Origin of the sequence: Mucilaginibacter gilvus (assembly GCF_004054195.1) — a bacterium.
GTDB classification, from domain to species: Bacteria; Bacteroidota; Bacteroidia; order Sphingobacteriales; family Sphingobacteriaceae; genus Mucilaginibacter; species Mucilaginibacter gilvus.
Window position 1 is genome coordinate 719207 of sequence record NZ_SBIW01000003.1, and the last position, 12893, is coordinate 732099.

The following is a 12893-nucleotide window of genomic DNA, read 5'->3' on the forward strand; positions in this document are numbered from 1 at the left end:
AGATGTAGGGTCGAGAACTTGTTTTCGACCCTTTTTTGTACCCTAATATTTGTTGCTTAAGTTTGTTGCCAGGATGATGAAGAGAAAAATTGTAGTGGCCGTAACCGGCGCAAGCGGAGCTATCTACGCTAAACTTTTATTGGATAAATTACAGGCACTGCAAACACAGGTTGCCGAAGTTGCCGTAGTGATGTCTGATAACGCCAAACAGGTTTGGGAGTTTGAGCTGGATAATGCCGATCATCAAACCTACCCATTTAAGTTTTACGCCAAAAACGATTTTATGGCGCCCTTTGCATCCGGCTCGGCAAAGTTCGATACCATGGTTGTGGTGCCCTGTTCTATGGGTACGATGGGTAGGATAGCCTCCGGTGTTTCCGACGACCTGATAACCCGGGCCGCCGATGTAGTACTAAAGGAACGCCGTAAATTGATACTGGTAGCCCGTGATACACCCCTCAATCTCATCCATATCCGCAATATGCAAACGGTAACAGAGGCGGGCGGAATCATTTGCCCGGCCATACCATCGTACTATAGTAAACCAAAAACCATCGAAGATTTGGCCATGACGGTAGTAAACCGTGTGATAGACCTCATTGGATTGGAGAACGAAAGTTATAGGTGGGAGGGGATCTAATCGCTCCATTTGCTCCTCTTCCTTGTAGTTTCAGAAATTAGAGAACTAATAAAAGCATGATAAGATTTGCATGCTTGTTTTGCAATTGTATTCGCAAGCTGTAAATATTACGCCCCAACCAGTAACCCGGACGAATCGCCTAATGCTAAGGCTTTACTGACCACTGCTCATGCGCGATAGGACACGGGACAGAAGGAAGAGATAAAAGGCCTACAATAATTTTCTTTTTGCTTGATGAAGTATGCTCAAATAATTAAATTTGAGTTTAAACACCTACCTCATCTTATGAAAAAGATCTATTGTCTCCTCTTATTATTATCGGCACTAAACTACCGCCCGGCTGTCGCACAGATAGATACGGTTGCCAATATCTCTACCGAAGATAAGTTGTACGGGCTGAGTAAATTCTGGTCGGAAGTGAGTGTTAATTTTGCCTATTTCGACCATGCAAAAGTAAATTGGGACAGCACATACCGTGCCTACATCCCCAAGGTTATCGCCACCAAAAACACCTGGGAATATTATATGCTGATGCAGCGGTTTTGCGCGCTGCTTAAGGACGGGCACACCGGCGTGGGTTTCCCCGAGAAATTGCTCACCCATAAATCTCGGTATAAGTGGATCTACATCGAGAATTTCAACAAAAAATTCATCATTACCGATATCCCGGTTCAGTATAAAGACCAGGTTCCGCTGGGCTCGGAAGTGCTGAGCGTTGACGGCGTTCCCACAAAAGAATATGCCGAGAAAGAACTGATACCGTACATCAGCTCATCTACCGATCATGTGCTTTGGAATACCGCCGCTGCTATGATGTTTTATGGAACAGATTCAACCAAATTATTCCACCTCAAGCTTAAAACGCCTCAAGGCAAGGTGATACCTTACGACTATCAGTTTCATACCTATGGTACCAAATGGGTGCGGCGCAATGGCAATACTCCCTGGAAAATGCTCGATTTTAAGGTTATTGATGGAATTGGTTACGTAAAGCTGAACAGCTTTGCCGATGAAGCCATCGACACCGCTTTTAAAAAAATAGTACCTCAGTTGTATGCCTGTAAAGGTGTAATTTTAGATCTCAGGGATAACGGGGGCGGCGATACCGGCGTAGGCGCGGAAATCTTAAAATATTTTACCGATAAAAAAATGCTGGTAGGTTCGGCATGGAAAACCCGCGATAACTTGTCGTCGTTTAAGGCATGGGGTTATTACCAAGCAAAGGATACGTCTAAAAAAGTACCTAACGCCTGGCAAAAGAAAGCGCTGGATTCGTACAAAGGTAACTACTGGTACCAGGGCGATACCATGACATTTAATAATGATGTAAAAGAACAGAAAATAACCACGCCTTTAATTGTACTCACCAGTAATAACACAGCCTCGGCTGCCGAAGACTTTTTAATTATTTTGGATGGCTTAAAAGGCCGGGCTACTACCATGGGGCAACGCACTTACGGGAGCACCGGGCAGCCGCTGCCCATAAGTTTACCCGGCTTAACCGACGGGCGCATCTGTACCAAACGCGATACGTACCCCGACGGGCGCGACTTTGTGGGCATTGGCGTGATACCGGATATTGAGATCCCGAGAAACCCAAGCGACGTGATAGCAGGCACCGATACGGTATTACAGGCAGCACTTAAAGAGATGAGTAAGAAGGTGAAATAAAATGGCGGGAGATAGTTTTTACATTTGAATTAATAACTACTCACCACTCTCCAATCAACTATTCTCTAAAAACCTTATCTTTGCCGGCTGAAAATGAATAAGAAAGTCGCATTTTATACGCTTGGTTGTAAGCTTAACTACTCGGAAACGTCTTCGATTGGTCGCCTGTTTACGCAGGCCGGTTTCAATACGGTGGAGTTTAGCGATACGCCGGACGTGTTTGTAATAAACACCTGCTCGGTAACCGAGAACGCGGATAAAAAATGCAAAAAGATAGTAAAGGAAGCGCTTAAAATTTCTCCAAACGCTTACGTAACCATAGTGGGTTGCTACGCCCAGCTAAAACCAAAAGAAATTGCCGAAATACCCGGCGTGGATATGGTTTTGGGCGCGGCAGAAAAATTTCGGATAGTAGAATACCTTACCGATTTAACCAAGAACCCCAAAACATTAGTATATAACCAGCCGGTGTCTGAAGCTAACGAGTTTGTACCCTCTTTCTCCTTTGGCGACCGTACCCGTACCTTTCTTAAGGTTCAGGACGGCTGCGATTATTCTTGTACATTTTGTACCATCCCGTTGGCCCGTGGCGCAAGCCGCAGCGATACCATTGAGAACGCGGTGGCGCAGGCTGTTGAGATAGCTGAATCGGGCGTGAAAGAGATTGTACTGACCGGTGTGAACCTGGGCGATTTCGGCATCCGCAACGGGAACCGCGAGGATAAATTCTTCGACCTGGTGAAGGCGCTGGATGAAGTAGACGGCATCGAACGGATCCGCATTTCGTCCATCGAACCAAATCTGCTGAGTGATGAGATCATTGAATTTGTAAGCACCTCGAAAAGGTTTGTGCCGCATTTTCATATTCCGTTACAATCAGGATCCGATAAAATATTGGGGTTGATGCGCCGACGGTACAGGCGCGACCTGTACGCCAGCCGCGTAGCGAAAATCAAAGAAGTAATGCCCCATTGCTGCATCGGCGTAGACGTTATTGTAGGATTCCCCGGTGAAACAAGGGAAGATTTTGTGGATACCTACAACTTCTTGAACGAACTGGATGTTTCTTACCTCCACGTGTTCACCTATTCGGAAAGGGAAAACACCCCTGCCGCCGAAATGACGGGTACCGTTCCCGGATCTGCCCGTGCAGACAGGAGCAAGATGCTGCACATTTTATCAGACAAAAAACGCCGTGCATTTTACGAGACGCAGTTGGGTAAAGCCGATGAGGTTTTGTTTGAAGGCGATATAAAAGATGGCTTTATGCACGGTTTTACCCGCAATTACGTTAAGGTAAAAGCCAAATACGATCCTGTGCTGGTTAACGAAATAAAGACTGTGCATTTAACCACGATTTCGTCGGATGGTGATGTGGAAATAACAGAAAGCGCAGAAGTTTTAGTACATTAAACCTATATTCGCCCTCACAAATACCACCCGATGTTTCCAACTATATCCTCGCTTTTACAATATCTTTTTGGGATCAATATCCCCCTACCTATACAAACTTTTGGCTTTTTTGTAGCGCTCGCCTTTATGGCCGCTTATTGGGCTTTTACAAAAGAGTTTCAGCGTAAAGAGAAAGCTGGCTACATCAAATCTTTCCAAAAAGATGTGATGGTGGGCGAACCTGTTTCAACCGGCGAACTGATTGGTAATGCTGTATTTGGCTTTGTATTCGGCTTTAAAGTGGTAGATGCGGCGATGAATTATTCCGCCTTGATAGATAGTCCGCAGGATTTTCTTTTATCGTTGCGTGGCAGCTGGGTAGGCGGTATTATATTCGCCGCCGGTTTTGCATACTGGGCGTACTATGAAGCAAAAAAACAAGAATTACCAAAGCCGGAAAAGCGCCGGGTAACGGTACACCCTTACGAAATGATGGGCAGCATACTGCTTTGGGCTGCAATTTTTGGCTTTGCCGGTGCCAAAATATTCAACGCCCTCGAAAATTGGGGCGAGTTTATGAAGGACCCGGTGGGGATGCTCATTGGCTTTAGCGGTTTAACTTTTTATGGCGGGTTAATATGTGGTGGCGCAGCGGTGCTCTACATTGCCAACAAACACGATGTTAAACCATTGGATATGCTGGATATTGGTGCAGGAGGCGTGATGCTTGCTTATGCACTGGGTAGGGTAGGCTGCCAAATGTCTGGTGATGGGGACTGGGGGATACCCAGTCTTGCTGCAAAACCGGGCTGGTTAAGCTGGGCACCCGATTGGATGTGGAGTTTTAAATTTCCGCATAACGTTAACGAGGTTGACCCGGGCAACCGCATTGCCGATTGCGTTGGTAAATTTTGTAATGAACTAAGGCTGCCGGTTTACCCCACATCGTTTTACGAATCGGTTATCTGTTTGCTGTTGTTCGCGTTTATCTGGAGCATCCGCAAACGCGTAAAGGCGCCGGGTGTGCTGTTTGGAATTTATATGATCCTTGCCGGGGTAGAGCGTTTTACAATCGAGCTGATTCGCGTAAATACCAAATACAATGTTGACGGCATCCCGTTTACCCAGGCCGAGTTGATCTCCCTTATTATGATTTTAGGCGGTTCCACATTAATATACGTAGGTACGGCCCATTATAAAAAGTCGCCGGTTGCTCATGGCTAAACGGTTCTGGTACAAAATAACAAAAAGCCATATCATAAGGTTCCTGTTATCGGCGAGTGCCGGTTTTCTGGTAGATATGGCCATGTTTTATATGCTGTTTCATTACCTGTTTACAGCGGGTATTTATAACATATTCTCATTTCCCATCCGTAATTCATCCGTAGCGCTCATTATATCGTATACATGTGGTGTTATTGTGAATTTTTTGATGACGAGGTATTTAGTCTTTAACCAATCGAAACTGTCGCCACGCAAGCAGTTCTTTAGGTTTGCCACCGTTGCTTTTGTTGGCTTTTTTGCCAACCTTGGAGTACTTAAGGTACTTATACAGTCGTTAAATATTTACCCGCCCTATGCGCGCGTAAGCGCGGCCCTTAGCTTGTTTGTAGCCAGTTATTTTGTGCACAAAGTTTTTTCGTTCAGCTTATCATTACGCCAACACCAACCAAATGAAGCTTAATTCCATCATTAATGAGGTAACAGAGGTTGCCAAAGAGGCAGGTCAGTTCATCCGCCAGGAAAGAATAACTTTTGATGCCGACAAGGTGGAATACAAAGGTCTTAACGACATGGTGTCCTACGTAGATAAAACCGCCGAACAAAAGATTGTAGCGGGGTTAGAAAAAATATTGCCCGAAGCAGGCTTTATCACCGAAGAAAAAACCACCACCAAAATCGGCGACACCTACAATTGGATCATCGACCCATTGGACGGCACCACCAATTTTATACACGGCCTGCCCGTTTATTCGGTAAGCATCGGCCTGCAAAAAAATGATGAACTGGTTTTAGGTGTAGTATACGAAATTTGCCAGGACGAATGCTTTTACGCCCACAGCGATTCGCCCGCGTACCTTAATGGCAAGGAAATAAAAGTAAGCAACAAGCCTACAGTTGCTGAAAGCCTTATCGCTACCGGTTTCCCGTACTATGATTTTAGCAAGCAAGGAGCATATATTGAACTCTTTACCGAACTGATGCGCAATTGCCACGGCCTACGCCGTTTAGGCTCCGCCGCGGTAGATCTGGCTTACACCGCTTGTGGCCGTTTCGAAGGTTATTACGAATATAACCTCAACTCCTGGGACGTAGCTGGTGGTATCGTCATCGTTAAACAAGCCGGCGGCCATGTAGTGAACTTTAAAGGCGGCGATGAGGTGTTAAACACAAGGGAGTTACTGGCAACTAACGGGAAAATAACAAAGGAGCTGCTGGATTATATTCAGAAGTATTTTAAATAAGGCTACCGCCAAAATTGCCACCATGGCGGCTTTGATGTATTGATATAGAAAAACAACGGAAAAATATCGTCATTCTTTCGGTCAACTGCGCTTCTATTATCAATATAATCATAACGGTCCAACTCATCCTTTTCGCCGGTAAGTACTATTTCATCATTATCTAACCAGTTAAGTATTCGCCGCAATTCCTGTTCGAGTTCGGGTGTGATACTATCTATCAATTTATGGGTTTGTTTAACATCAAGTTCATTCCAGTTTTCGGAAATATAATCAGCTGGTAAAGAAAACATTGATAAGCCAAAGCCCAATCCAAAACGCCTGAGGAAATAGTAACCGTCGCAATACAAGTCGTAAAACTGGGTCAAGTATTTTGGCAAATTTTGGTCGCGTAGCATTGCCATTGCTATCAACTTACGTAGCTTATAGGTTTCGTACCGGCCCATACCGGCCAATGACGTCAAGAGGTTAATCAGCTCATGCCTGGCGCCAGCTTTTGAATAAGAAAAAGAAATTAGATTGAAATACTGGTCTGGCGAAAGAAGTTCTTCTAACTCTTTATTGTTATAAACCCATTGCTCAAAGTCATCTAACGGAATTTCTCCATTCATTACTTTGAAGAATTCGATTTCAATGGTATTAGGGAGGGATATCAATTTTTATAATAGTTTAAAATAAAAGTGCAAAAAAAAAACACGAACCAGTTACGATTCGTGTTCACAATATCTTAAGTTGTTACTTATAAAGCTTCAGAAACCACTTCGGTAACCTCAGGCACCATGCGTTTCAATAGATTTTCTATACCTGATTTTAGCGTTATAGTTGATGACGGGCAACCACTGCATGAGCCGCGAAGCTCAACAGTAACTACGCCTGCATCAAACGAGCGATAGCTGATGGCGCCGCCATCCTGCTCAACAGCCGGGCGAACGTAATCATTTAGTATCTGCTGAATTTTAATTTCGGTTTCTGTACCTTCAAATTCAACATCGGTTGCTTGTTCAACTTCCTGTACTTTCAATTCAGATTCAACAGCGCCTTTTACAAACTCTTTCAGTATGGGTTCAATATCGGGCCATTCACTACCTTCTGTTTTGGTAACGGTAACAAAGTTGCTGGCGAAAAATACGCCGTTAACAAACGAAAATTTATATAATTCTTTAGCGAAAGGAGATTTCTCCGCGCTTTCCCTGGTAGCATAATCCGTGCTTCCGTTTATCAGCAACTTGTTTACAATAAACTTCATGGTTGCCGGGTTCGGGGTACTTTCGGTATATACGTTGATATTCATGGATGTACTATTTTAATGAGATAACAAATGTAATCAGCTTTTTGGTTGTTAGGGCAAGCGTCGTTTAGTTTTACCTGTTACTGACAGAGGGGTTTACACGTTCACGGCTTTGTCAAACGTATTTTCCGAGATTAAAGATGAGCTTATTCTTCATAAACTTAACTTCATATTCGCCACTTTCTACATAAAAAGTCGCAATATAAATCCCCCACAATACATCATACTTCGAGTTGTCCCGCTTTATACTTTTTAGATCTGTTAGGGGAAGTACATATGGTACTATGGAGTAAAGGTCGTAAACATATAACTCAGCATCTTTTAAATATAGCCTTTTATATTTTGTTAAATTTAAAACGAATCCGGTTATGTAAATGAAATTAAGCAGGGCCACAAGAAATAATATCCGGCAGGAAAACACAAATGGAATTAGCAACCAGTAAGTGATGTACACATCCACAACAAGAAACAGTAGCACAAAGGGATACGTTAAATGCGAGTGCAGCCTTTTCATGCTCTCCTATATCCCCGTATAATTCTGCGGCGTTATCGCCTTCAACTCTTCCTTAACGCTCTCGCTCATCTCTAAAGTATCCACAAACTCGGCAATGGTTTGGGCGTTTACCTGCGTATTGGTGCGGGTAAGCTCTTTTAATGCCTCGTATGGGTTCGGGTAGCCTTCGCGGCGAAGGATGGTTTGTATCGCCTCTGCAACCACCGCCCAGTTTGCCTCAAGGTGCGCGTTTATGGCAGCCTCGTTCAGCAACAATTTGTTTAAACCTTTGATGGTAGATTTAAAAGCGATGAGCGTATGAGCAACCGGCACACCAATGTTGCGGAGTACGGTAGAGTCAGTAAGATCGCGCTGTAGACGGGAGATAGGCAGCTTGGCAGCCAAATGCTCAAACATCGCGTTAGCAATACCTAAGTTACCTTCGCTGTTCTCAAAATCTATCGGGTTTACTTTATGCGGCATAGCTGATGAACCTACTTCGCCGGCTTTTATCTTTTGCTTAAAGTAGTTCATGGAGATGTAGGTCCATACATCGCGGTCCAGATCTATCAGGATATTGTTAATGCGTTTTAAAGCATCGCATTGGGCAGCAAAATTATCGTAATGTTCTATCTGGGTGGTAAACTGCGAGCGGTACAGCCCCAATACATCGTTTACAAAATGGTTACCGAAGGCTTTCCAGTCGGTAATAGGGTAGGCCACTTTATGGGCGTTGAAATTACCTGTAGCACCACCAAATTTGGCAGAATAAGGCACATCGCGCAGCAAATGCAGCTGATTTATTAAACGCTCCACAAAAACTTCAATCTCTTTACCCAGGCGTGTAGGCGATGCAGGTTGGCCGTGGGTATGCGCCAGCATAGGTATATGCGCCCATTCGGCAGCGTAATGCCTTAAAATATCTATCAGGCTGTGCAGTGCCGGGATGTACACATTATTAATAGCCAGTTTAAACGAATAAGGGATAGCGGTGTTGTTGATATCCTGTGAGGTTAGCCCAAAATGGATAAACTCCTTAAACTCCTGTAAGCCCAGTTCATCAAACTTTTTCTTGATGAAATATTCAACCGCTTTTACATCATGGTTGGTCGTTTTTTCAATCTCTTTTATAGCGGCAGCATCGGCTTCGGTAAATTTGCGGTAAATGTCTCGTAACTTTTCGCTCTGCGTACCGTCAAAAAGCTCTAATTGCTTTACCGGCAGCGAGTGCAGGGCCAGGAAATATTCAATTTCTACAAGCACCCGGTATTTTATTAGGGCGAACTCTGAAAAATAAGCGGCTAATTCTGCTGTGGCACTACGGTAACGCCCGTCGATAGGGGATATGGCGGTAAGGGAATTTAATTCCATGTGGTAATTTTTTGCAAAGATAGCAATTTGAAATTTAGTGTGGATTTTTGGAAAGAGGTAGATTATCATAGCGGTGAGCATATTCGCGAAGGGGGCACCTACGGAGCCGGAAATGCATCGCGGCGCGTCTATAAACAGGATACTCCTACGGAGTGTTCAGGGCTATTTACTACTTGTAAGTATACTGCGTCTCAAATAAAGTTGGCTTGTTTCAACGCTCCGATAGGCGCATCGTTTTCATAGCGAATTAAGATCACAATTTTGGCTCCGTTGGTGCCTGCTTAATGTACATTGTCACCGAACAGTAATATCCGATGGAAACTTTGAAATCTAAAAATGTTTCCATAGTTTTGACTCCGAAAGTCAATGAGTCAGGAAGAAAGAATAATAAAAGGCGCGCTCGACCTGTTTTTACAGGCCGGCATCAAGAGCGTAACCATGGATGATATAGCCCGGCATTTGGGCATGTCCAAAAAAACTATTTACCAGTATTTTGGCGACAAGAACGAACTGGTGGTTGCCCTGGTAACAGCCCGGCTACAGGAAGATGAGCGCGAGATGAACGCTATAATGGAGAGTTCTTCTAACGTGATAGAAGAGATGATCAAAATGATGAAATGCTCGGAGGATATCCTGTCGCGGGTGAACCCTATCGTATTTCATGATATGCAAAAATATCATCCCGAGGCATGGCAGGAATTTCAGCGGTTTAAGGCCGAGGTGATCATCAATAAATTGGAGGAACTTTTATTAAAAGGCATAAGCCAGGGTTTCATCCGCGATGATATTGATGTGAAGATATTGGCTACCATGCGCGTAAACCAGGTAGAGATGGGCTTTAATACCCAGATCTTCCCGATAGCGCATTTTAATAGCTGGAAGGTTCAGGTGCAATTGCTGGAACATTTTAATTACGGTATTTGTACCATGAAGGGGCACGAACTGCTGGATAATTATAAAAAACAAAACGCTAACTAAATAAAAGACTCTGCTGACATAGGGCTGTCAATTAAAAGAATTTCTTTGTAACGTAATAACAACAGAACATAACAAACCTATCATATATATGAATACTAAAATGAAACGATCACTACTTATAATGCTTTGCACTGCAGCAAGCTTCAGGGGCTTTGGGCAGGCGCAACCGGCAAACCAGGCTTACAGCTTTACTGTACAGGATGCGGTTAATTATGCTTACGAGCACCGCGATTCCGTTGTAAATGCAGGGCTGGATATTAAAAGTGCCGATTATAGGGTAAAAGAAATTATTGGGCAGGGCTTTCCACAGATTGACGGCACCGCATCTATTCAGGATTATTTAAAAATACCTACAACACTGTTGCCAGGTGAAGTTTTTGGTGCACCGGCCGGCACATTTATCCCGGTTAAATTTGGTGTTAAATACTCCTCAAACCTGGGCGTTTCGGCGAGTCAATTACTATTCGACCCCAGTTACATTATAGGTTTACAGGGGCGTAAAACCTATAAGGAGCTTTACAACAAAGCTTACAATCGTACAAAAATTGATATGAATGTTGCTGTTACCAAAGCCTACTACCAGTTATTAGTAAATTTGGAACAAATAAAGCTGTTGGACGCTAACATTACCCAGTTGAATCAGCTGCAAGACCAAACTGTTGCGCAAAACAAACAAGGGTTTGTAGAAAAGATAGATGTTGACCGTATTGCAGTACAATACAATAATTTGGCAACCACGCACGAAAATACTTTACGTTTGCTTGCTTTAAACTATCAGGTACTGAAATTTCAAATAGGTATGCCGATTGACTATAGCCTCACGTTAAAAAGCGGTTTAGGCGATGTAAAATTAGATGAAAACGTTGCCGAAATGTCAATTGATACCGCAGCCTACAAAAATAGGGCTGAATACGGTTTACTGGAAACCAACCTGCAACTGAACCGATTTGATCTCAAACGCATTAAAGCACAGTTTTTACCAACTTTATCAGCCAATGCTGCTTACACATTCTCTTACCAAAACAACAACTTTGGTGATTTGTATAGTACCAGCTTCCCATCAAGTTACGTAGGGCTTACCTTAAAAGTGCCTATTTTTAGTGGTTTCCAACGTACTAACCGCGTTAAGCAATCGCAGATAACTGTATTGAAAGCAGAGAACAGCCTGGCACAGGCAAAAAATGGTTTAAACCTTCAGGCTCAATCGGCAAAAACTATGTACTTTAACGGTTTACAAAGCCTTAACAATCAAAAACGTAGCCAGGAATTAGCCCGTGAGGTATTGCGTGTAGCAAAAATTAAATATCAGCAGGGTGTAGGCAGCAGCATTGAAGTTACCCAAGCACAAACTGACCTGCAAAATGCAGATAACCAATATATCCAAGGCCTTTACGATGCACTTGTAAGCAAAGTAGACCTGGACAAGGCATTCGGAAGAATTCAATAAATAAACTTAAACAAAACTCATATATACTCTATATAACAATGAAAAAACTATTATACATACCGGCCATACTGTTATTAGCAGCGTGCTCAAAACCAAAAGATAAAAAGGCAGAACTTGCCGACCTGCAAAAACAACAGCAGGAGATCAACGCCAAAATAACAAAACTGCAAAGTGAAGTAGGCAACGTTGATTCCACAAAAGCGGTTGAAGTTGGCGCATTGGAAGTTAAAACCGGCACGTTTGTAAACTATGTACAAATTCAGGGTAAAATTGACGCGCAGGATAACGTAACCGCTTATCCGCAATCGCCGGGTACCATTGTTTCGCTTAACGCAAAACCTGGCCAGCATGTAAGCAGGGGACAGGTACTTGCGCAATTGGATGCCAGTGTACTACATCAGCAAATTGCCCAAACAGAGGCAAATGTTGATCTGCAAAAAACAATATATCAGCGCCAGAAAAACCTTTGGGACCAAAAAATTGGAACTGAAGTGCAATTTTTACAGGCACAAACAAATTACCAGGCAGGGTTAAAATCTATCGCGGCATTGCGTTCGCAGGCAAATTTGTATCGCATTGTAGCGCCAATATCTGGCACTATCGATCAGATGGATCTTAAGCTTGGCCAGGTTGCACAGCCGGGTACTACAGGTATCCGTATTGTGAATGCTGATGTTTTGAAAGTGAAGGCAGATGTGCCCGAGTCATATTCGGGCAGTGTGGGTACAGGTAACAAAGTGATGATACTGGTACCCGATGCACACGACTCGTTAACTACCAATGTAACCTTCGCTGCAAAAGCTATCGACCCTACCTCACGCAGTTTTGCAGTAGAGATAAAATTACCACACCGCGCATCATTACGCCCTAACATGACAGCTATTATTAAAATAGCGAATTACACCAAGAACGGTGCGATAGCTATCCCGGTTAAATCGGTACAGCGTTCAGAAGAAGGTGATTACGTTTACCTGAACGTAAATGGCGTAGCTAAACGTACAGCTATTAAAGTTGGCGCTACGTATGGTGGTATGTCTGAAATTTTATCGGGCCTGAAAGCGGGCGACCAATTGGTGACCGATGGCGCTACAGATATTGAAGATGGCGACAAAATTAAGGTTACTGCATCTGCTAATTAATTGAACACTTGA

Annotated in this window: 12 protein-coding genes; 9 read left to right on the forward strand and 3 right to left on the reverse strand. The window is 43.5% G+C overall.

Features of this window, described 5'->3' with window-relative positions; genetic code table 11:
* Positions 1-73 precede the first annotated feature (73 nt).
* From EPL05_RS09070 to EPL05_RS09095, 6 genes are all read left to right on the forward strand, one after another.
* Entirely contained in the window at positions 74-640 is a 567-nt protein-coding gene (locus EPL05_RS09070) for a UbiX family flavin prenyltransferase (protein WP_128533616.1), read from the forward strand.
* Positions 641-925: 285 nt separating this feature from the next.
* Positions 926-2311 carry a S41 family peptidase gene (locus EPL05_RS09075; protein ID WP_166727673.1) on the forward strand — a complete coding sequence of 462 codons (1386 nt, stop codon included), beginning with the start codon at positions 926-928 and terminating at the stop codon, positions 2309-2311.
* Between the two features lie 93 nt (positions 2312-2404).
* Positions 2405-3724, forward strand: a complete 1320-nt coding sequence (mtaB, locus tag EPL05_RS09080) for a tRNA (N(6)-L-threonylcarbamoyladenosine(37)-C(2))-methylthiotransferase MtaB (protein ID WP_128533618.1) — start codon at positions 2405-2407, stop codon at positions 3722-3724.
* Between the two features lie 30 nt (positions 3725-3754).
* Positions 3755-4927: a prolipoprotein diacylglyceryl transferase gene (locus EPL05_RS09085; protein WP_128533619.1), complete on the forward strand. Its 1173-nt coding sequence runs from the start codon at positions 3755-3757 to the stop codon at positions 4925-4927.
* Positions 4920-5387, forward strand: a complete 468-nt coding sequence (locus tag EPL05_RS09090; RefSeq protein WP_128533620.1) for a GtrA family protein — start codon at positions 4920-4922, stop codon at positions 5385-5387. The genes EPL05_RS09085 and EPL05_RS09090 overlap by 8 nt, the downstream gene beginning before the upstream one ends.
* Positions 5377-6168 carry an inositol monophosphatase family protein gene (locus tag EPL05_RS09095; protein WP_128533621.1) on the forward strand — a complete coding sequence of 264 codons (792 nt, stop codon included), beginning with the start codon at positions 5377-5379 and terminating at the stop codon, positions 6166-6168. Before EPL05_RS09090 ends, EPL05_RS09095 begins: the two co-directional genes overlap by 11 nt.
* 2 nt (positions 6169-6170) lie before the next feature.
* On the opposite strand, the gene EPL05_RS09100 is transcribed toward EPL05_RS09095, so the two are convergent.
* The 3 genes from EPL05_RS09100 to purB form a co-directional block, all read right to left on the reverse strand.
* Positions 6171-6776, reverse strand: a complete 606-nt coding sequence (locus EPL05_RS09100) for a hypothetical protein (protein ID WP_128533622.1) — start codon at positions 6774-6776, stop codon at positions 6171-6173.
* Positions 6777-6904: 128 nt separating this feature from the next.
* On the reverse strand, positions 6905-7456 hold the full coding sequence (locus EPL05_RS09105) for a NifU family protein (protein ID WP_128533623.1): 552 nt from the start codon (positions 7454-7456) through the stop codon (positions 6905-6907).
* Positions 7457-7973: 517 nt separating this feature from the next.
* Positions 7974-9317 (reverse strand): adenylosuccinate lyase, encoded by a 1344-nt coding sequence (gene purB, locus EPL05_RS09110; protein ID WP_128533624.1) that lies wholly within the window; start codon positions 9315-9317, stop codon positions 7974-7976.
* A gap of 366 nt (positions 9318-9683) precedes the next feature.
* On the opposite strand from purB, the gene EPL05_RS09115 reads away from it, so the two are divergent.
* The 3 genes from EPL05_RS09115 (at position 9684) to EPL05_RS09125 (ending at position 12881) form a co-directional block, all read left to right on the forward strand.
* Entirely contained in the window at positions 9684-10295 is a 612-nt protein-coding gene (locus EPL05_RS09115) for a TetR/AcrR family transcriptional regulator (protein WP_128533625.1), read from the forward strand.
* 100 nt (positions 10296-10395) lie between these two features.
* On the forward strand, positions 10396-11742 hold the full coding sequence (locus EPL05_RS09120; protein WP_243837254.1) for a TolC family protein: 1347 nt from the start codon (positions 10396-10398) through the stop codon (positions 11740-11742).
* Positions 11743-11780: 38 nt separating this feature from the next.
* On the forward strand, positions 11781-12881 hold the full coding sequence (locus EPL05_RS09125; RefSeq protein ID WP_128533626.1) for an efflux RND transporter periplasmic adaptor subunit: 1101 nt from the start codon (positions 11781-11783) through the stop codon (positions 12879-12881).
* Positions 12882-12893 lie beyond the last annotated feature (12 nt).